This is a genomic window from Arenibacter sp. ARW7G5Y1 (genome assembly GCF_003201775.1).
Taxonomy (GTDB): Bacteria; Bacteroidota; Bacteroidia; order Flavobacteriales; family Flavobacteriaceae; genus Arenibacter.
In genome coordinates, this window is the sequence record NZ_QJJZ01000016.1 from 1 (window position 1) to 20,685 (window position 20,685).

A 20,685-nucleotide genomic window follows, 5' to 3' on the forward strand; every position below is an offset into this window, starting at 1 on the left:
ACCTCTAAAATTACCTGATCAACAAGGCAAGTTCAAAATAATATCAGAAAAACCGAAAAATAAAAGGTCGCCTAATTAGTTTTTAGACGACCTCTCCTCTATATCAATAACCTAAAAGCTTACTTCTTTTTCTTGTCGTTAGCCTCCATTTTATCTTTCAACGCCTGTAATGCTTCGTTGGCATCACCTATGGTAGGCTTCGCTTCATCAGCAGAGGCTGCAGCTTTTTTAACGGCAGCTTTTACATTGCGTTGTTCCTCTTCTCTAAAGATAGCGGTATGACTGGCCACTACCCTTTTGAATTCCTTGTTGAATTCAATGATCTTGAACTCGGCCTCTTCACCTTTTACCAATTTCTTGCCATCTTCTTTTTCCAAATGACGAGATGGTACAAAGGCAACGATATCCTCGTTAAAATCGATGGTTGCTCCTTTATCCACTATTTCAGCTATAGCTCCTTTGTGAACTGTATCCAAAGCAAACTCGGTTTCGTATTTATCCCAAGGGTTTTCTGTGGTCTGTTTGTGTCCCAAACTTAGTTTACGACCATCCACATCCAATTCCAATACTTCAACTTCCAAAGTATCCCCAACGGTAACAAACTCGGAAGGATGCTTGATTTTCTTGGTCCAAGAAAGATCCGAGATGTAGATCAACCCGTCTATTCCCTCTTCCAATTCAACAAACACACCGAAATTGGTGAAATTACGAACAATACCTTTATGCTTGGATCCTACAGGATATTTACTAGTGATATCGGTCCATGGATCTGGAGTTAATTGCTTAATTCCGAGAGACATTTTACGGTCTTCCCTATCCAAGGTCAATACAACAGCTTCCACCTCGTCACCAACTTTTACGAAATCCTGAGCGGAACGCAAATGTGTGGACCAAGACATTTCAGAAACGTGGATCAATCCTTCAACACCTTCTGCAACTTCGATAAATGCACCGTAGTCGGCAATAACCACTACCTTACCTTTAACCTTGTCTCCAATTTTGATATCTTCGCTAAGAGCATCCCAAGGATGTTTCTCCAATTGCTTAAGACCTAACTGGATTCTAGATTTGTTCTCATCGAAGTCAAGGATAACAACGTTCAATTTCTGATCCAATTCCACCACTTCATTAGGATGGTTGATTCTGCTCCAAGATAGGTCGGTAATGTGTACCAATCCATCAACACCGCCAAGATCGATAAAGACACCGTAAGAAGTAATGTTTTTAACAACACCTTCAAGTACCTGTCCTTTTTCCAATTGACCGATGATCTCTTTTTTCTGTTCTTCGATATCAGCCTCGATCAACGCCTTATGCGAAACAACTACGTTTTTGAATTCGTGGTTTATCTTAACCACTTTGAATTCCATAGTTTTGTTTACATATTGATCGTAATCACGGATAGGCTTAACATCTATTTGTGAACCTGGTAAGAATGCCTCAATTCCAAAAACATCCACGATCATTCCACCTTTGGTTCTGCATTTCACAAAACCACTAACAATCTCTTCTTTGTCATGGGCCGCATTTACACGATCCCAAGCCATGATAGTTCTTGCCTTTCTATGTGAAAGCACCAACTGTCCACTTTTATCCTCACGGATATCGATCAACACTTCTACTTTATCCCCAACCTTTAGGTCTGGATTGTATCGGAATTCGTTTAGTGAAATAACCCCTTCAGATTTGGCATTGATATCAATAATCGCCTCCCGTTCTGTAAGGTACACTACAGTTCCCTGTACAACTTCCTCATCTGCCGTATCCACAAAGTTTTCAGCGACCAAGCTTTCAAATTCCTTTAATTTGGAATCATCAACACGCTCTATTCCTTGCTCGTACTTGTCCCAATCAAAATTCTCCAAAAACTCTTTTGGATCCTGCGCTGGGGTTTCTACTTTTGTTTCTTGTGTAGCTTCGGTAGTTTCTTCTACCTCAACTGATGTTTTTTCTTCAGCCATTTGCTGATTATAAATTTGTATTCCATGGAGTTACAAGAGCTAACAATTACCACGAAAGAAGTTATATTGATTTTCTTTTGGTTCCTTTTTCCTCTCGATGCTTTGCTAAAAAAGGAGTGCAAAAATACAACTAAAAAATGGTTTTACAAACCTAAAAATGAGATGAATGACAATTACTTGACTATTTTCTGAAAATTGATAAAAACTATGCTTAGAATCCCTATCTTGAAGCAATAAATATTAATCGTTAAAAAAATACAATTATGAGTGTTAAAGCAAAATATCAAGCTGTCTTAAACCTGGGCGAGCAATTAAAAATAAAGGACGGTGACGTAAGTGAGGAAGCGGGTATCCTTAAAATAAAAGGCCAGGCTGCAACCCAGTATGAGAAAAATCTTTTGTGGGATAAAATAAAGGAACTGGGCGGTGAAAATCCTTCGGACATCAAAGCCAATATTACCGTGGCCGATGAAAGCGTTTACCACCGACACACCGTAAAAAGTGGGGAATCCCTAAGCAAGATTGCCAAAAAATACTATGGCGACCCTATGAAATACAAGAAAATTTTTGAGGCAAACACCAATATCCTTAAAAATCCTGATGTTATTCATCCAGACCAAGTTTTGGTTATCCCCAACTAAGGGAAACATAAATTAATTTGGGCGCAGTCAGGGTTCTTGCCACAAGGCTTCCGGACTGCGCCCTAATTGATATTTTCAAGATCAAACAAAAAAAATCTATTTTCCTTCAATTTTACGGAGCGCAAAATTATATATGCGTTCCAATTGCTCCTTTAGCCCCATATCACTGTTATCAAATTCTATAGCATCATCGGCCTTTCTCAAGGGTGAAAATTCTCGATGTGAATCAATATAATCCCGGGTTTGAACATTCTTCAACACCTCCTTGTAAGAGACCTTCTCCCCCTTGTCCAAAAGCTCCTTATATCTTCTAAACGCCCTAGTTTCTGGAGAAGCGGTCATAAAAATTTTAAATTCGGCATTGGGAAAAACAACGGTCCCTATATCCCTACCATCCATTACAATGCCTTTTTCCTTACCCATTTCCTGTTGCATCCCCACCAATTTCAATCTAATCTTCTCAATAGTGGCAATCTTGCTGACTTGTTGTGAAACCGGCAAGGTCCGGATCTCTTTCTCCACATTTTCGCCATTGAGATACATTTCCGAAAACCCAAGGGATTTATTGTAGACAAATTTAAGGTCCACCTTGGGAAGGGCATCCACCAATCCTTCCAGATCGTCCGTTTCGCCTCCAATAAAACCTTCGCGCATAGCATAAAGTGTTACCGCCCTGTACATGGCCCCTGTATCTACATAAACGTAATCCAATGCCTTTGCCAACTGTTTGGCAATAGTACTTTTTCCTGTAGAGGAATATCCATCAATAGCAATAGTAATCTTTCCCATAAGTTTAAAAATAGTAAGAATTGCCCAATTGCACGGTATTGACAATCCTAAAAATTAACATTTTTACAAAAGGAATCCCCCTCTAAATCAAAAGTACCTACCAATCGCCCAGTAGGTACTTTTGATGCATGTCTTTAAACAACCTTTTTAAAGTTGCTTTGGATTTTTAACGGACTCATCGGTAATGGCTATATCAATAACCTCCTGCATGTCATTCACATAATGAAAAGTAAGCCCCTTTAAATAATCCTCCTTGATTTCCAAAATATCCTTCCTGTTATCCTCACATAGTATGATCTCCTTAATTTTCGCCCTCTTGGCTGCCAAAATCTTTTCCTTTATCCCTCCAACAGGGAGCACTTTCCCCCTTAAGGTAATTTCTCCAGTCATGGCCAGACTCTTTTTTATTTTCTTCTGGGTAAACAAGGATACCAGGGAAGTTAACATGGTAATCCCCGCACTGGGTCCGTCTTTTGGAGTAGCCCCTTCCGGAACGTGGATATGCACATTGTATTTATCAAATACCTCTGGGTCAATTCCATATCTGTCAGAATTGGATTTGATGTACTCCATCGCTATCGTGGCCGACTCCTTCATCACCGTACCCAAGTTACCGGTAATGGTCAGATTCCCTTTTCCTTTGGACAAAATGGACTCTATAAACAAAATATCGCCACCAACACTGGTCCAGGCCAATCCCGTAACCACCCCGGCAACATCATTATTCTCGTATTTATCCCTTTCCATTCGCGCAGGCCCCAAAACCTTTTCAACATCTTCAAAGGAAACCTTTTGGTTGTACTCCTCATCCATTGCTATGGATTTAGCGGCATGCCGCACCATTTTTGCTATTTGTTTTTCCAAAGACCTCACCCCGGATTCCCTAGTGTAGCCCTCTACAATCTTCTCCAATTGGGGTTTGCCAATTTTCAAATGGCTTACATTTAGTCCATGCTCCTTCAACTGCTTTGGCAATAGATGCCTCTTTGCAATTTCCACCTTTTCCTCTATGGTATACCCGGTTACGTGAATAATTTCCATTCTATCCCGCAGGGCTGGTTGTATTTCGGACAAGCTATTGGCCGTTGCAATGAACATTACTTTGGACAGGTCATAGCCCATTTCCAAAAAGTTATCATGAAACTCATTGTTCTGTTCCGGATCCAAAACCTCCAACATTGCAGAGGAAGGATCGCCCTGATGGCTATTGGACAGTTTATCAATTTCATCCAAAATAAAGACAGGGTTGGATTTACCGGCCTTTTTTAAACTTTGAATAATTCTACCTGGCATGGCTCCAATATAGGTTTTACGGTGCCCTCGAATCTCGGCCTCGTCCCTGAGACCACCCAGGGAAATTCGCACATATTCCCTTCCCAGTGCTTCGGCCACAGATTTACCCAAAGAGGTTTTACCAACTCCCGGAGGTCCATAAAGACAAAGGATGGGCGATTTCATATCATTCCGCAATTTTAGCACAGCCAAATATTCAATTATCCTTCTTTTTACATCCTCCAGACCATAATGGTCCCTATCCAGTATTTTTTGGGCCCTTTTTAAATCGAACTTATCCTTGGAATATTCATTCCAGGGAAGATCCAAGAACAGATCCAAGTAATTGCGTTGAATGGAATATTCCGCTACCTGCGGATTCATCCGCTGCATTTTGGCCAATTCCTTTTCAAAATGCTCGGCAACGGTTTTGTTCCACTTCTTCTTTTTGGCCCTTAACCTCATCTCATCAACTTCTTCCTCATATGAGAGGCCGCCCAATTCCTCTTGGATCGTTTTCATCTGTTGATGAAGATAGTACTCCCGTTGTTGCTGATCCATATCACTTCGCACCTTGGACTGAATGTCATTTTTCAGTTCCAGCTTCTGAAGCTCAATGTTCATATATTTAAGAGTGGCCAATGCACGATCCTGTAAACTGCCTATCTCCAGTAATTCCTGTTTGTCCTTTACATTCAAATTTAGGTTGGAGGAGACAAAGTTTATCAAAAAAGAATCGCTCTGAATATTCTTTATGGCAAAGGACGCCTCACTGGGAATATTGGGATTATCCCTAATAATCTGTAATGACAATTCTTTTATAGTATCTATGATTGCCCTAAATTCCTTGTCGTCACCTGCAGGCCTAACTTCGGTAGTTTCCCTTACAGTAGCCGTGATATAAGGCTTTTCGGTAAGCACTTCGGCCACTTCGAAGCGTTTTTTGCCCTGAATGATGACGGTGGTATTTCCATCGGGCATTTGAAGCACCCTTAGAATTCTTGCCACAGTCCCCAAAGTATTGATATCCTTTACACCAGGATTCTCTGTTTCCTCATCCTTTTGGGCCACCACACCAATCACCTTGGATCCGTTATTGGCATCCTTTATCAACTTAATGGATTTATCCCTTCCCGCTGTAATTGGAATAACTACTCCGGGAAACAGCACAGTATTGCGCAACGGCAATATAGGCAAGGTTTCCGGCAAATTTTCATTATTGATTTCCTCCTCATCTTCAGGTGTCATCAAGGGTATTAACTCTGCATCCTCATCTATCCCGTGCAATGACATAGTGTCAAATTGTATGTTTTTTGTTTTAGCCATATTCTAATTTCGGTCATTCTGTCATTCAAAGACAGAGAAACAATTTATATTTAATCCTACATATGCCTCCTTTCCCTATAAAAATAAGGAGGTTGAGGATTCTAGCATTTCCTTTCATTTCTATTTGGGCAATTCTTATGCCAACAAATAAAATCTTTTTAGAAATAAACTGTAACATTCCATAAATTACCTCATCTATTAAGCAAACCAATACCTTTTTGAGCCTAGAAAAGAGACATATTGATGAACTGTTACCACTGTGCTTAAAGGGTAACCGCAACGCGCAACTAGAAATTTACAATCGCTATTACAAGGGAATGTACAATGTTTCCCATAGGATCGTAAAAGATAGCGCCATTGCAGAAGATGTAATGCAGGAATCGTTATTAAGCGCACTGACCAAACTGGACCAATTTAAGGGAGAAGTTACCTTTGGGGCCTGGTTAAAACGGATTGTGGTCAACAACAGTATCCTTCAATATAAAAAGAGGTTAAAACGCCAGGAAGTTGATCTTGGAAGTGTAATGTACAAGGTCGAAGACAATGATGGATATGTCCCAGATAATGGAATGATTGAACTAAAGGCTCAAAAAGTGATTGAAACCATGAAGCTGTTAAAAGACAATTACAGAATTTCTTTGACCTTACATTTAATTGAAGGATACGATTACGAAGAAATTTGTGAAATAATGAATTTGAGTTACGCCAATTGCCGTACAATGATTTCAAGGGCAAAAGAAAGCCTGAGACAAAAATTAAATACCACATACTATGGAAGTTGATCCTATAGAAAAACTGTTTGGGGAATTAAAAGGCTCCTTTGACACAGCTGAACCAACAGATGGCCACAGACTTCGTTTCTTGGCAAAATTGGAAGCCTCTGCAACAGGGAAAACAAAATTAAAAAGGAACCGTGTAATATGGAAGCCGCTAACCGTAGCTGCCACCTTGCTGTTACTTTGCACTATAGGCTACAATTACCTTTATACATCCCCAAGCGTGCAGCAGCAGGTTTCCAAAATTTCGCCGGAAATCACCAACACCGAATTTTATTTTGCCAGTGTAATAGAGGATCAGATAAAAAAGATGCAAAATGAAAGTACCCCCGAGACCCAAAAATTGATTGCCGATACCATGATTCAACTTAGAAACTTGGATAGCGATTACAAAAAGATGGAACGGGACCTATTGGATGGCGGTAATAGCAAACTAATTTTAAGCGCCATGATCACCAATTTTCAGACCAGAATAGATTTGCTCAACGAAGTGCTGGAACAAATTGAAGAAATTAAGAACTTAAAAAAATACAAAAATGAAAATATTACAGCTTAGTTATATACTTACCCTCTTATGGCTTGCTCCCATCAATTCCTTTTGCAACAATGATATGCCCAGAGGAAAGTACACCAAGGAAAAAACACTTAAAAAAGAGTACAAAGTAAATTTGGATGCCTTACTTAAAATAGACAATAGCTATGGAAATTTAAATATTACCTCCTGGAACCAGGATAGGGTAACCATAGAGGTCCATATTAAGACCACAGGCGACAATGAAGATAAGGTTCAACGCAAACTGGATGAAATTACAGTGGATTTTGAGGGCAGCAGCACTATGGTTTCCGCCGCTACTATCTTCAAAAAGGAAAGAAACAGTTGGGGATGGAATTGGGGCAACAGCAATAATGTAAATATGCAGGTAAACTATACGGTTAAAATCCCCATTAAGAACAGTGTTAACCTTAACAACGATTACGGCAGTATTATTCTTGACAGAATAGACGGACATGCCAAAATAAACTGCGATTATGGCCGATTGGAAATTGGGGAGTTGCACGGGAGAAGCAACCAATTATCCTTCGATTATACTTCCAAATCTACCATTGGCTATATAAACAGCGGTAAAATCAATGCCGATTATTCCGGTTTTACCATTGAAAAGGCAGGGAGTCTGGATATTGTTGCCGATTATACCAATGCCACGATACAAACCATGGAAGACCTGTCCTATGTCTGCGATTATGGCAAATTGGAAATAAAGCAAGCCAGAAATATTCAAGGAAATGGCGATTATATAAATGTTAGCCTGGGGAGCGTACACGGCAACGTGGATATAAAATCGAGCTACGGGTCCGTTAAAATTGATGAAATGGCGCATGATGCCAAAAACCTTCAGTTAAATACGGATTATACCGGCATCAAAATAGGGTACTCCCCAAATTATCATTTCAATTTTGAAATTGAAACAAAATATGCCGGCGTAGATGGAAAGGACGAATTCGAAATAAACATTAGCAACGAAAAATCCAACCAAAATTATTTTAAGGGCTATTACGGGAGTCAAAACAGTGGTAACCTAATGACTATCACCAGTGAATATGGCGGGATTTCATTTCATAAAAAATAAGATTGAACATTTAAAGATGAAACATTTAACAACCACCTTACTTGGTCTTTTAATAATGGGCTGCCTCACCTCCCAAAAAAACCACAAGATTAACGGGAACGGCCATCAGGTTACCCTTGAGAGAACAACGAAAGACTATGATGAAATTGCGATTTCAGGTTTCTTCGATGTTGCATTGGTAGAAGGCAAAGAGGGCATGATCACATTGAAGGGGGAACAAAATATTTTGGACCATATTACAACCGAAGTTCATGGCAATAAATTAACGATAAAGATTAAAAATGGGTATCACTTAAAACCATCCTCTTGGAGAAAAGGGGTTTCCATAACCATTCCTGTAGAAAGTATAAGTGCCTTGAGCTTGTCCGGTTCGGGGGATATTGTTGGCGAAACTACCTTGGTTGCCGATAATTTTGAAACCACTATGTCCGGCTCCGGGGACATTAGCCTTGCTCTGGACGTAAAATCCCTGAAAGCAAGCATTTCCGGTTCCGGGGATATGGTCCTAAGTGGAGAAACCAGAGATTTTGACGTATCCATCTCAGGATCCGGTGATATCGATGCCTATGACCTTATTGCCGACAATGTGGATGCCTCGGTATCGGGTTCGGCCAATGTTAAGGTAACAGCCAATAGGGGGATTAATGCAAGGGTATCTGGATCGGGCGATATAGATTATCGGGGCAATCCTGAAAAAATCAGCACAAAAGTTTCGGGATCGGGGGATATCACAAAGGTTTCATTCAAATAAAAACAATATACTAAGTTATAGGAAGCCTTTTAAGGGATCGGGTCCAAATCCAAGAGCACCAATAAAGAATGCTAATAAAAAATAACGGAGATAAAACTCCGTTATTTTTTTGTTCCATTTTTAATATTTCCTTTTTACGTGTAGAGAATAATCGGATAAATACCATAATTGGGTCCATATAAATATATTAAGTAATTCTCATTCGAATACTAAATGCCTAAATTTGTAACATTATGTACTTCTTAGCTATCATAAATTTAAATACACTTCGATCCAGACAATGAAAATTTTAAAAAAAATAATATATACAATGACCATATCCCTAATTATTTTTCTTCTCTTTAGTGTCATAATACCTTTCGTTAGATTTAAAAGAATAAAGACCCCTGAGTTTATTGACCATGACAAAGTTAAGATTATTGGTCATAGAGGGGCTGCAGGACTTGCTCCAGAAAACACTTTAGCCTCCTTTAGCAAAGCTTTGGAAATTGGTGTGGATATTATCGAATTGGACATACATCTATCAAGTGATGATCAATTGGTTGTAATGCACGACTCCAATGTTAAAAGGACAACCAATGGAGAAGGTGAAATTGAAAATCTATCCGTTGAAGATTTAAAAAAATTAGATGCTGGTAGTTGGTATGATAAAAAATACGGTTCTGAAAAAGTACCTACGCTACCGGAAGTATTTGATCTTATCGACGGGAGATGCAAGGTGATCATTGAAATCAAATGGCCCCGAAAAGGCACATATGATGGTATCGTAGAAAAACTTGTAACTTATTTGGAACAGGAAGAATTAAGCCAACAAGTTATAATACAATCCTTTGAAACAGCATACCTTAAGGAGATTTCCAGGATTAAACCTGCTTTGGAATGCCATCAATTGTTATTTGGTGATTCTTCTTTCTTCCCTGTCTATTATGATACCAAAATAAGATTTGGAAACTTCGAACCATTGGAAAACATCAGCTCCGTAAATACCTTTTATTTATACTTAGACGAAAAATCAAAAAGCATGTATGAAAAAAAAGGAATACAAACCGGTGTTTTTACCGTAAACAAAAAAGAGGATATGCTTAGAGCTGCCTCAATCGGTGCTAGTTATATCATTACCGATTTTCCGAATATCGCAAAAAATATCATGCGTTAATGACTTGTAATTATTCCCTTTTTGGCTTCAAAATAGGGCTTCATATAATTATCATGAAAATCGGTATATCTTTTATTAACCTTAATAACATAAAAAAACAGGAGAAATGAAGTTAATATGGCTATAAAAATAAAGAATGTAGCCAAAATAAATAATGGAATATGATTCCTTATGCCATCAATGCCTAGTAAAAAAACCCACAAACCAAAGGCTATAAGATTAGGTAAAAAATAAATAAAAAACCCAATGGAGGCATTGAGCAATTTGGCCAACATGTTCTTAACCTTTTTTCTAAAATACACATGCCCATAAAGATAGCCCAACCAAGAAAAAAAAATATGCTCTGATGCGGAATGTATTGTTTTCATCAGATCCAAAGAATAAAGTTCTATTCTTTTTTCAATAAGATGATTTGCATTCTGAACACCTACCCATGCCGAAATTACTATCAACATAGCAATGGAAGTCATCATAAACAAGTTAGGGTCTTCTTGAATACTTTCAATTACCCCATTTTCCCTATTTAAGAGTTGACCTATAATAAAGGTTATTACCGATATAAATGCAATACTGGAGTTATATGCCGCCTTTACCCGCCAATTTATTTCCTCACGCATACTTTTAATTTCTTCAATATTAAAAACCACTATCTCATTTTTGCTAAGGTCAATGGTACTGTACAATGGTTTTCCTTTTGATTTTTTGGACTTTTTCATTTAGCCTATTTTATTAAATTAAAACCTTTTATTCGTTTTTAACTTTAAACACTTTTTTTTATTCTTCCCAGTAATAGAGCGCCAATTAAAAACAATAATCCCATCAAAATTGTTGCATTACGCATACTACCGGTAATTTGCGATATATACCCAAACAAAAAAGTTCCAATAACCAATCCTATTTTTTCTGCAACATCATAAAAACTAAAAAAAGAGGCCGTATCGGTCGTGTTTGGCAAAAATTTGGAATAAGTTGAACGGGCCAAGGTTTGAATGCCCCCCATTACTAAGCCCACCAATCCTGCAGCAATGTAAAAATCTACTGGTGTTTTCAAGAAATAAGCATATACACATAAGAATATCCAAATAACATTAAGGCAAATCAAAGTATAAATATTTCCAAATACCCTGGATGATTTTGCCGATATAAGGGAGCCAAAAATTGCTACAATTTGGATGACCAAAATACTTATAATAAGCCCTATCGTCCTTTCCTCATCGTTGCCCCATATAATCTCTTCTTCCCCATAAAAAGCCGCTATTAGCATTATGGTTTGTACTGCGGTGCTAAAAACAAAAAAAGCCACCAAATAGCGTTTTAATATTACCTCAGTACCTAACTGGTGCCAAACCGCTCTCAGTTCCCTAAAACCATTAAGGATTATATGGTCCCTTCTACCCTCCTTCTTAAACCCCTTGGGAAGAAAATGAAAACTGTACTGGGAAAACACTATCCACCAAAGACCTACCGTTAAAAAAGAGTACCTCATAGCCTTAATTTCGGCGACCCCGCCAGCGTCGGTTTCAATTCCAAAAAAATCGGGTTTCATGACCATGGCCAAATTGATCAGCAGCAAAATAACACTTCCTATGTAGCCCAGTGAAAAGCCTTTGGCACTAATTTGATCCTGTTGTCCTGGAAATGCGATATCCGGCAGGTATGAGTTGTTAAAGGCAAAACTTACCCAAAACCCCACCAATCCAAAAAAATAACAAATTAGACTGAAGTAAATATTCTCCAAGGAAAACCAATATAGCCCTATACAGGACAAGGCACCCAAGTAACAAAACAATTTCATAAAAAGCCTTTTGTTCCCCAAATAGTCCGCAATACCGGCCAAAATTGGTGTTATCAGTGCTATAAACAAAAATGCCGCCGAAGTAACATAGCTTATTAGGGGCGCCCTGGCTATTTCCCCTCCAAAGACCATGACCTTATCAATTCCCGCGACCCGGAATAAGGCTCCATAAAAAATTGGAAATATGGCGGAAGAAATTACCAGGCTATAAACAGAATTTGCCCAATCATAAAATGCCCAAGCGTTTAACAATTTTTTACTGCCTTTTATAGGTAGGATTCTAGTCATATACAAAAAAAAGCTGCTCCTATAAGAGCAGCTTCCCAATTGAAATTAGTAGTTAATATTTTTTTGCCCATCACTATTGAAAAGAGGTAACTCCAAATTTTGCGGCTTCTTGCTTGGCCAAGGGCGCCCATTCTGTTAGATTGGCAATACGGGTTTCATTGGAAGGGTGGGTACTTAAAAATTCCGGGGGTGCACCGTCTCCACTATTGGCCTTCATTCTTTTCCATAATTCGGCAGCCTCATCAGGATTATATCCGGCAATGGCCATAATCTGCAAACCAATTCTATCGGCTTCTGTCTCATGGCTTCTGCTAAAAGGAAGCATAACCCCAACCTGGGAACCAATACCATAGGCCTGATTGAATATATTTCGTTTTTGCTCATCCTGTATCACCACATTTCCGGCCACAGCTCCCAACTGCTGTATGGTGCCGGCGCTCATCCTTTGCGCACCATGGTCCGCTAGGGCATGGGCCACCTCATGTCCCATAACCACTGCTACTCCAGTTTCCCCTTTGCATATTGGAAGTATTCCTGTATAAAAAACAATTTTACCACCCGGCATACACCAAGCATTCACTGTTTCGTCGTTCACCAAATTATACTCCCATTTGTAATCCTGGAGGTAACCTGGGTAACCGTTGGCCGTTAGCCAACGCTCGGCAGCAGCTGCAATACGCTGACCTGTTTTGGTTATCATTTTTGCATCGTCCGTTCCGGTAATTACCTTGTTCTCTCCTAGAAATTGGTCATATTGCGCAAAAGCGGTTGGGAAGATCTGACTATTGGGATAAAAGTTCAAAACCTTTTGCCCTGTAAATGGATTGGTCTTACAAGCCACTACACCCAAAAAGACCACTATTACTAAAATAATTTTTTTCATCTTAAGATTTAGATATTTATTCCCCGAAAATTACAAAAAAATTACTCGCCGATAATGTGCAGCACCGTAAAATCTTTGCTGATATGAATATTGTTGGTATTTCCATTCAACTGTACATCCTTTAAATCCACATACTCATTGTCTACCTGGATCTGTTTAATTTTAAAGGGCAGTCCAAGAAGATTCAACTTGAAGGTTTTATACGAGGTTATAAAACTACCATCTTTAAACTGTTGTATTACCAGTTCATTGTCCTTCCCTTTAAAATTGAAGTTTCTAAGGCTGTACCTTCCTTTTTTGTAATCATAGCCATCCTGTCCGTCCTCATAAACGGTTGAAGTCTCCACCCCTTTTTTATAATACACATCCAACACCAATTCTTTAATTTCCAATTCGCCAACATATTGCTGAACCGGATATTTGGGTATCATGGCACCTTCCTTGATGAAAATTGGAATTTTGTCCAATCCGGCAACCACCCATTTTTCCATACCACCAACCACGGCCTCATTCGTCCAATAATTATACCATACACCCCTAGGAATGTACATCCTGCGTCCTTGAGCATTGGGTTCCTGTACCGGACAAATTAGAATTTGCTCCCCAAATATAAACTCATCGGTCCTAAAATGCGTCTGATGATCTTCTTGATCGAAATGCACCAATGGTTTCAGCATGGGCACTCCTTCTTTGGAATACCTATAGAACATAGTGTATAAATAGGGTAAAAGTTGATACCGCAATTCAATAAATTTACGTACAATGTTGGTTACTTCATCATCAAAGGACCAAGGCTCCTGATCGCCATGATCGCCACTGGAATGCACCCTACAGAAAGGGTGGAACACCCCTAATTGTATCCATCTGGCAAACAGCTCGCCATTGGGCTGTTCCGCAAACCCACCAATATCGGACCCTACGAACGAATAGCCGCTCATACACATGCGTTGCGCCTGTACATTGGCAATCCATAAATGTTCCCAAGTGGCAACATTATCGCCCGTCCATGTAGAAGAATACCTTTGGGTCCCGGCAAATGCCGCCCTGGTAATTACAAAGGGTCTCTTTGGATATACGTACTTTTTAATTCCCTCGTAAGTGGCACGCACCATCTGCATTCCATAAACATTGTGGGCCTTTCTGTGCGAACAAGGGTGCCCGTCATAATCGTGCCGGGTATCCAAAGGTGCCGTCTTGGTAGGTACCTCCATGACTGCCGGCTCGTTCATATCGTTCCATACCGCATGCACCCCAATTTCCGACATCATTTCCTTATAGAGTTCGGCCCACCATTCCCTAACCTTGGGATTGGTAAAATCCGGGAAATTACATTCCCCGGGCCACACCTTACCTTTCATAAATGCACCATCGGCCCTTTTGCAGAAATAATCATTTTCAATGGCCTCCTGATATACCCAATAATCCTTATCTATTTTTATCCCCGGATCTATCATTACAACCGTCTTGAAACCATCGTCCTCCAAATCGGAAATCATTTTTTTTGGATTCGGAAAACGCGATTTATCCCAAGTAAAACATCTGAATCCGTCCATATAATCTATGTCCAAATAAATGGCGTCACAAGGAATCCTCATTTTTCGAAAATTCTTGGCTATTGCCCTTACATTACTTTCCGGATAATAGCTCCATTTGGATTGATGGTAACCCATAGCCCACATGGGCGGCAATTCTGGCGTCCCTGTTAAATTGGTATAGGCCTTGACCACTTGGCCCATTTGGGGACCGTAGATAAAATAATAGTTCATCTCTCCCCCATCTGCCCAGAAACTGGTTACATTCCGCCGTTCATGCGCAAAATCAAAATTTGTTTTAAAGGTATTGTCAAAGTAAATTCCGTAGCACTTATTGCTATGCAGACCTATAAAAAATGGAATTGCTTTGTATAAAGGATCTTGATCCTTTCCATAGGCGTATTGATCCGTTACCCAATTACTTACACGTTTACCTTTAAGATTGGAATGGGTTGCTTTATCCCCCAAGCCATAAAAGCTTTCCGCATTTTGGGTAATTTTGCTCATTTTTACAGAATTCCCCCCAAACTCATAATTCTCTTCCCAATGAAAACCGAGTTCATCCTCATTGATAATATTTCCTTCAAGATCCGAAATCTGGGTCCTTAAAGTCTTTTTATCCAATAACACCTTTAGTTTGGCGGTATATACCAAATATTCGGTAGGCGTCTCCTCTATCATAAGATGGTTGAACCCAACACTGGCATTTTCACTTATAGCATATGAAAAATCGGGCTCAAAAATATTTTCGGTAGCATATCTAAATCGCAATATACTGTCCCGCAAAACGGTCATCTCCAAGATGACCCCGTTAGAGGTGGTAAAATACAATTTATCCGTATCCCTGTGAAACTCAACAATTGTATTGGGGTATAAATTGCCTTTGTATTCAAGTTCAGTATTAGTAATCATGGTCGGTTAATTTTGAGAATACAAAAAAAATACATTCATATGAATTAAAGAAACGATATGCAGTGCAATTAAATTCTACAGCATTACAACACCCAAAATCACTTGAAAACTACCACCCCTAGTGGTGGAATATTGATTTCCACAGACTTATCATATCCATGCCAAGCGGTTTTACCAATTTTCAAGGTACCGTTTTTCATTCCGGTACCGCCATATTCGGTATCATCACTATTAAAAATCTCCTTTAATTGTCCCGATTTTGAAATTCCCATTCTATACTTCTCCCGCGGAATAGGGGTAAAATTGCATGCTATATAGATATTCTCCTTGGGGTCGACACCTTTTCTAATATAGGTTAGAACAGAATTTTGATGATCCCCATAATCTATCCATTGAAAGCCTTCCTGACTAAATTGTTTCTCGTACAGGGCAGGATATTCCTGATATAATTTGTTCAAGTCCCTTACTAATTTCTGGATGCCACTATGGAAATCATACTGCAAAAGATGCCAATCCAGACCTTTTTGGAAATTCCATTCGGACGATTGCCCGAATTCCCCGCCCATGAAAATTAAATTCGTCCCGGGATGGGTATACATATAACCAAAAAGCAATCTTAAGTTGGCAAATCGTTGCCATTCATCCCCGGGCATCCTATACAATAAGGATTGTTTGCCATAAACCACTTCATCATGGGAAAAGGGCAACATAAAATTCTCTGTAAAGGCATAGGTAGCACTAAAGGTCAAATCGTTTTGATGGTGCTTCCTATAAATAGGCTCCTTCTTAAAGTATTCCAAGGTATCGTGCATCCATCCCATCATCCATTTCATTCCAAATCCAAGACCTCCCATGCTTACGGGTTTGGATACCATTGAAAACGAGGTTGATTCTTCTGCGATCATCTGTATTCCTTCAAAATTGGAATAAACGGTTTCATTAAGCTCCCTTATAAAGGAAATGGCCTCCAAGTTTTCATTATTACCATATATATTTGGTTCCCATTGACCTTCATCCCTGGAATAGTCCAGATATAGCATGGACGCTACTGCGTCTACTCGCAGGGCATCGGCATGGAATTGATCTAACCAGAACATGGCATTACTGATCAAAAATGCCCTGACCTCATTTCTACCATAATTAAAAATCAAACTTTTCCAATCTGGGTGATATCCCCTTCTACTATCGGGATGCTCATAAAGATGGGAGCCATCAAAAAATCCCAAGCCATGGGCATCTTCCGGGAAATGGGAAGGGACCCAGTCCAGGATAACCCCAATGCCATTTTGGTGCAATGTATCTACCAACAGTTTAAATCCTTCGGGCTTTCCAAATCTTGAAGTAGGAGCAAAATAGCCCGTTAACTGGTATCCCCAGGAGGGATCATAAGGGTACTCCATAATGGGCATGAACTCCACATGGGTAAAATTCATCTCCTTAACATATTTCACCAAATCTTCAGCCAATTCCGAATAGGTCAAGTAATCATTATTGGGCTTTCGCTTCCAAGACCCCAAATGCACTTCATAAACAGCAAATGGTTTGTCCAGGGCATTTTTTACCTTTCTGGTCTTCATCCAGTTTTCGTCTCCCCAACGGTGTTTGTCTTCCCAGACCACGGAAGCTGTCATTGGTGGGTGTTCGCAGCTTCGGGCAAAAGGGTCTGCCTTTTCCGTTACCACTCCATGATTTGATGAGTGGATAACGTATTTGTACAAAGTGCCTTTTTCCAACTCGGGAACGAATCCCTCCCAGATACCGCTTCCGTCCCAACGTACAAACAGTTGATGGGCCTCTCCGTTCCAATTATTAAAATCGCCCATCACGGAAACGGAACGCGCCGAAGGCGCCCAAACAGCAAAATATGTGCCTTTTACCCCATTGACCTCAGTAAGATGGGACCCCAACTTTTCGTACAATTTAAAATGTTTGCCAGCCTTAAAAAGATTTATATCAAAATCCGTAAATAAACTATGGGATACTACTTTGGTCATGATTACGTTATTTAGTGCATAGTTCGGTCAACTTTGTTCCGTAGTTCAGTTATACGAACAGCAAATTTCCTCTAAAACCTAACTTTGCAAGTATAGATATAAAAAATGGAACGCTTTTTGAAACAACAATAAAAATACAATAACATTTATAGATATTGATTAATCCCTAAAAATAATTATTATGAAAAAAGTTACCTTATTACTCGGCGCATTCGTTGCAATATTTTTTATCTCTTGTGAAGGACCGGCAGGACCTCCGGGCTATGACGGTTTTGACGGTGAAGACGGAAAGGACGGAGAAGACGGGATAGAAGGACAGGTATTTGAAGTGGACAACATTGACTTCGACTATGATGCCGGGGGAGACATCTATTCCTACATAATTACCTATTCTGATTTTACCAGTTTTCCTGTGTACGAGGCAGATGCAGTTTTGGTTTACCGATACGATGGCTCGGTAGACTATCAAGATAATACAACGGCAGACGCATGGAGCCTGATACCACAAAATTTCTTTTTGCCCGAAGGAACCATTCAATATACCAATGCCCATACGTTCATAGATGTTGAGATTTTTATTGATGGTAATTTTGACCTCGCCAATTTGGATCCCGGATTTACAGACAATCAATTGTTCAGAATTGTCATCCTACCAAGCCAATATGCTGAGTCCAAATTGGACAAATCCAATATTAATGCGGTAATGAGAACTATTGGCGTTGAAAACAAAGACGTTAAGCGATTTACCTTGGATTAAAATTGACCCTAAATATTATTGGCCCTTATTTCTTGTAGGAAATAAGGGCTATTTTTATACCTTACAATATGGTCAAGAAATTTGACCTTGGCCGGGAATGAAAGGAAGCTCCAATAATCCCGTCCAAACAAATGGAGAAGATCAAAAATAAAATACGCTATGAAAAAATTTATATTCGCACTCTGTGTAGTGTTTATTGGATGTAAGGGAACATCACAGGAAAAAGAGGCATCCAAATTGGATTCCAAAAAGAAGGAGCACTTCAAGGTCAACAAAACGGAAGCTGAGTGGAAAAAACAGCTTACGGACATGCAGTTTTATGTCCTTAGGAAAGCAGGAACGGAAAACCCGGGATCCAGTGAATTGTTGAACAATAAACAAAAAGGCGTATATACCTGTGCCGCCTGCGGAACCGAACTTTTCAAAAGCGAACACAAATTCGATTCTGGAACGGGATGGCCTAGTTTTGATAGGGAAATCAAAGGTAACGTTGCCTTTGATGTGGATTACAATTTAGGATATGCCCGAAAAGAAGAACATTGCGCAACTTGTGGTGGCCACTTAGGCCATGTCTTTAACGATGGCCCTAAAAATACCACTGGCGAGAGACACTGCATCAACGGTGCCGCCTTAAATTTTGTGCCTCAAAAATAGGTATTGACCGCAATACCGTAATTTTTTCAATCCATTGGGCTGGTCCATATACACATACGGACCAGCCTTATTAATTCCAATTAAATTAAAACGGCGTCTGTGTGAATTCAGTATGGTTTTGTAACTTTGCGACTTCATAATTTATTTATCAAAAAAAATATAAATGAGCAATTTCGATATTATTGTATTAGGTAGTGGTCCTGGGGGCTATGTAGCCGCAATCAGAGCTTCTCAATTGGGATTTAAGACTGCCATTATTGAAAAGGAAAGTCTTGGTGGCGTTTGTTTAAATTGGGGCTGTATCCCTACCAAAGCATTATTGAAATCCGCTCAGGTTTTCGAGTATTTGCTACATGCATCGGACTACGGACTAAAGGCCGAAGGTGTGGACAAGGACTTTAATGCGGTGGTCAAAAGAAGTAGGAACGTAGCTGAAGGAATGAGCAAGGGCGTTCAATTTTTGATGAAAAAAAATAAGATTGAAGTCATACAAGGTTACGGAACCTTAAAACCGGGTAAAAAGGTAAGCGTAAAGTCGGATGATGGCAAAGAAACAGAGTATTCGGCCAATAACATTATTGTTGCCACAGGCGCGCGCAGCAGGGTACTTCCTAGTTTGCCGCAGGACGGTAAAAAGATCATAGGGTACCGTGAAGCCATGTCCTTGGACAAACAACCCAAAAAAATGCTGGTAGTGGGCAGTGGGGCCATAGGCATAGAATTTGCCTATTTCTACAATGCAATGGGTACCGAAGTTACCGTAGTGGAGTTTTTACCCAATGTGGTACCCGTAGAGGACGAAGAAATTTCCAAACAATTGGAGCGAAGTCTTAAAAAAGCCGGAATAAAGATTATGACCTCCACTGAAGTAACCAAGGTAGATACCTCTGGCCCAGGAGTAAAGGCCACCGTTAAAACCACTAAAGGGGAAGAAATCCTCGAAGCCGATATCGTATTGTCTGCCGTAGGCATCAAGACCAATATAGAAAATATTGGTTTGGAAAATGTTGGTATTGCAACGGATAGGGATAAAATTTTGGTGGACGATTATTACCAGACCAATATTCCCGGATACTTTGCCATTGGCGATGTAACACCAGGACAGGCCTTGGCTCATGTTGCTTCGGCAGAAGGCATACTTTGTGTTGAGAAAATTGCGGGTATGCATGTGGAGCCTTTGGATTACGGCAACATTCCCGGATGTACCTATTGCACCCCTGAGATTGCCTCCGTTGGTCTTACCGAAAAACAGGCCATTGAAAAAGGATACGATATAAAAGTGGGTAAATTCCCATTTTCGGCAAGTGGTAAAGCCAGTGCTTCCGGTAACAAGGACGGCTTTGTAAAAGTAATATTCGACGCCAAATACGGTGAATGGTTAGGCTGCCATATGATCGGCACAGGAGTTACGGATATGATAGCCGAAGCGGTAGTAGCCCGTAAATTGGAAACTACCGGACATGAAATCCTCAAAGCTGTACACCCACACCCTACCATGAGTGAGGCGGTAATGGAAGCTGTAGCACATGCTTACGGCGAAGTAATACACATTTAAATAATTTCTGAAGGC

General features: G+C 39.8%; 17 protein-coding genes. 9 read left to right on the top strand and 8 right to left on the bottom strand.

The genetic code is table 11. The annotated features are described in order from the left end of the window. Positions 1 to 119: 119 nt before the first annotated feature. Positions 120 to 1,961 carry a 30S ribosomal protein S1 gene (gene rpsA / locus C7972_RS19155; RefSeq protein WP_110357788.1) on the bottom strand — a complete coding sequence of 614 codons (1,842 nt, stop codon included), beginning with the start codon at positions 1,959 to 1,961 and terminating at the stop codon, positions 120 to 122. A gap of 263 nt (positions 1,962 to 2,224) precedes the next feature. Between rpsA and C7972_RS19160 the strand changes: the two genes are divergently transcribed. Continuing rightward, complete coding sequence (locus C7972_RS19160) at positions 2,225 to 2,602, top strand: LysM peptidoglycan-binding domain-containing protein (protein WP_110357789.1); 378 nt, start codon at positions 2,225 to 2,227, stop codon at positions 2,600 to 2,602. Between the two features lie 96 nt (positions 2,603 to 2,698). Here the strand turns inward: C7972_RS19160 and cmk are convergent, their stop codons facing one another. Both cmk and lon read right to left on the bottom strand, forming a co-directional pair. Further along, positions 2,699 to 3,391: a (d)CMP kinase gene (gene cmk / locus C7972_RS19165; RefSeq protein ID WP_110357790.1), complete on the bottom strand. Its 693-nt coding sequence runs from the start codon at positions 3,389 to 3,391 to the stop codon at positions 2,699 to 2,701. Positions 3,392 to 3,538: 147 nt separating this feature from the next. Next, positions 3,539 to 5,989, bottom strand: coding sequence for an endopeptidase La (gene lon, locus C7972_RS19170; protein ID WP_258364897.1), 2,451 nt, complete (start codon positions 5,987 to 5,989; stop codon positions 3,539 to 3,541). A gap of 218 nt (positions 5,990 to 6,207) precedes the next feature. Between lon and C7972_RS19175 the strand changes: the two genes are divergently transcribed. From C7972_RS19175 to C7972_RS19195, 5 genes are all read left to right on the top strand, one after another. Further along, positions 6,208 to 6,771, top strand: coding sequence for an RNA polymerase sigma factor (locus C7972_RS19175; RefSeq protein ID WP_110357791.1), 564 nt, complete (start codon positions 6,208 to 6,210; stop codon positions 6,769 to 6,771). Continuing rightward, positions 6,761 to 7,321: a hypothetical protein gene (locus tag C7972_RS19180; protein ID WP_110357792.1), complete on the top strand. Its 561-nt coding sequence runs from the start codon at positions 6,761 to 6,763 to the stop codon at positions 7,319 to 7,321. The genes C7972_RS19175 and C7972_RS19180 overlap by 11 nt, the downstream gene beginning before the upstream one ends. Then, complete coding sequence (locus C7972_RS19185; protein ID WP_110357793.1) at positions 7,302 to 8,393, top strand: hypothetical protein; 1,092 nt, start codon at positions 7,302 to 7,304, stop codon at positions 8,391 to 8,393. Before C7972_RS19180 ends, C7972_RS19185 begins: the two co-directional genes overlap by 20 nt. Positions 8,394 to 8,409: 16 nt before the next feature. Continuing rightward, positions 8,410 to 9,144, top strand: a complete 735-nt coding sequence (locus C7972_RS19190; protein WP_110357794.1) for a head GIN domain-containing protein — start codon at positions 8,410 to 8,412, stop codon at positions 9,142 to 9,144. Positions 9,145 to 9,424: 280 nt separating this feature from the next. Further along, a complete protein-coding gene (locus tag C7972_RS19195) occupies positions 9,425 to 10,300 on the top strand; it encodes a glycerophosphodiester phosphodiesterase family protein (protein ID WP_110357795.1) in 876 nt (291 codons plus the stop codon). Here C7972_RS19195 and C7972_RS19200 read toward each other — a convergent pair. The 5 genes from C7972_RS19200 to glgB all read right to left on the bottom strand — a co-directional run bounded on the left by C7972_RS19200 (position 10,297) and on the right by glgB (position 17,704). Beyond that, complete coding sequence (locus C7972_RS19200; RefSeq protein WP_110357796.1) at positions 10,297 to 11,016, bottom strand: hypothetical protein; 720 nt, start codon at positions 11,014 to 11,016, stop codon at positions 10,297 to 10,299. The genes C7972_RS19195 and C7972_RS19200 overlap by 4 nt on opposite strands. A gap of 44 nt (positions 11,017 to 11,060) precedes the next feature. Further along, positions 11,061 to 12,383, bottom strand: coding sequence for an MFS transporter (locus tag C7972_RS19205; RefSeq protein WP_110357797.1), 1,323 nt, complete (start codon positions 12,381 to 12,383; stop codon positions 11,061 to 11,063). A 73-nt stretch (positions 12,384 to 12,456) separates the two neighbouring features. Further along, positions 12,457 to 13,266, bottom strand: a complete 810-nt coding sequence (locus C7972_RS19210) for a M48 family metallopeptidase (RefSeq protein WP_110357798.1) — start codon at positions 13,264 to 13,266, stop codon at positions 12,457 to 12,459. A gap of 41 nt (positions 13,267 to 13,307) precedes the next feature. After that, the gene (locus tag C7972_RS19215) at positions 13,308 to 15,710 is read right to left on the bottom strand and encodes a glycoside hydrolase family 31 protein (protein ID WP_110357799.1); all 2,403 of its coding nucleotides are present in this window, start codon (positions 15,708 to 15,710) and stop codon (positions 13,308 to 13,310) included. Positions 15,711 to 15,808: 98 nt separating this feature from the next. Then, entirely contained in the window at positions 15,809 to 17,704 is a 1,896-nt protein-coding gene (gene glgB, locus C7972_RS19220) for a 1,4-alpha-glucan branching protein GlgB (RefSeq protein ID WP_110357800.1), read from the bottom strand. Positions 17,705 to 17,885: 181 nt separating this feature from the next. Here glgB and C7972_RS19225 point away from each other — a divergent pair, with 181 nt between their 5' ends. The 3 genes from C7972_RS19225 (at position 17,886) to lpdA (ending at position 20,670) form a co-directional block, all read left to right on the top strand. After that, entirely contained in the window at positions 17,886 to 18,461 is a 576-nt protein-coding gene (locus tag C7972_RS19225) for a collagen-like protein (RefSeq protein ID WP_110357801.1), read from the top strand. A gap of 159 nt (positions 18,462 to 18,620) precedes the next feature. Beyond that, on the top strand, positions 18,621 to 19,115 hold the full coding sequence (msrB, locus tag C7972_RS19230; protein WP_110357802.1) for a peptide-methionine (R)-S-oxide reductase MsrB: 495 nt from the start codon (positions 18,621 to 18,623) through the stop codon (positions 19,113 to 19,115). Positions 19,116 to 19,278: 163 nt separating this feature from the next. Next, a complete protein-coding gene (gene lpdA, locus C7972_RS19235; RefSeq protein WP_110357803.1) occupies positions 19,279 to 20,670 on the top strand; it encodes a dihydrolipoyl dehydrogenase in 1,392 nt (463 codons plus the stop codon). Positions 20,671 to 20,685: the final 15 nt, after the last annotated feature.

Bases quoted from the DNA above. Each gene is read 5' to 3' on its own strand.
- rpsA (WP_110357788.1), bottom strand. From the start codon at position 1,961: ATGGCTGAAGAAAAAACATCAGTTGAGGTAGAAGAAACTACCGAAGCT.
- C7972_RS19160 (WP_110357789.1), top strand. From the start codon at position 2,225: ATGAGTGTTAAAGCAAAATATCAAGCTGTCTTAAACCTGGGCGAGCAA.
- cmk (WP_110357790.1), bottom strand. From the start codon at position 3,391: ATGGGAAAGATTACTATTGCTATTGATGGATATTCCTCTACAGGAAAA.
- lon (WP_258364897.1), bottom strand. From the start codon at position 5,989: ATGGCTAAAACAAAAAACATACAATTTGACACTATGTCATTGCACGGG.
- C7972_RS19180 (WP_110357792.1), top strand. From the start codon at position 6,761: ATGGAAGTTGATCCTATAGAAAAACTGTTTGGGGAATTAAAAGGCTCC.
- C7972_RS19185 (WP_110357793.1), top strand. From the start codon at position 7,302: ATGAAAATATTACAGCTTAGTTATATACTTACCCTCTTATGGCTTGCT.
- C7972_RS19190 (WP_110357794.1), top strand. From the start codon at position 8,410: ATGAAACATTTAACAACCACCTTACTTGGTCTTTTAATAATGGGCTGC.
- C7972_RS19195 (WP_110357795.1), top strand. From the start codon at position 9,425: ATGAAAATTTTAAAAAAAATAATATATACAATGACCATATCCCTAATT.
- C7972_RS19200 (WP_110357796.1), bottom strand. From the start codon at position 11,016: ATGAAAAAGTCCAAAAAATCAAAAGGAAAACCATTGTACAGTACCATT.
- C7972_RS19205 (WP_110357797.1), bottom strand. From the start codon at position 12,383: ATGACTAGAATCCTACCTATAAAAGGCAGTAAAAAATTGTTAAACGCT.
- C7972_RS19210 (WP_110357798.1), bottom strand. From the start codon at position 13,266: ATGAAAAAAATTATTTTAGTAATAGTGGTCTTTTTGGGTGTAGTGGCT.
- C7972_RS19215 (WP_110357799.1), bottom strand. From the start codon at position 15,710: ATGATTACTAATACTGAACTTGAATACAAAGGCAATTTATACCCCAAT.
- glgB (WP_110357800.1), bottom strand. From the start codon at position 17,704: ATGACCAAAGTAGTATCCCATAGTTTATTTACGGATTTTGATATAAAT.
- C7972_RS19225 (WP_110357801.1), top strand. From the start codon at position 17,886: ATGAAAAAAGTTACCTTATTACTCGGCGCATTCGTTGCAATATTTTTT.
- msrB (WP_110357802.1), top strand. From the start codon at position 18,621: ATGAAAAAATTTATATTCGCACTCTGTGTAGTGTTTATTGGATGTAAG.
- lpdA (WP_110357803.1), top strand. From the start codon at position 19,279: ATGAGCAATTTCGATATTATTGTATTAGGTAGTGGTCCTGGGGGCTAT.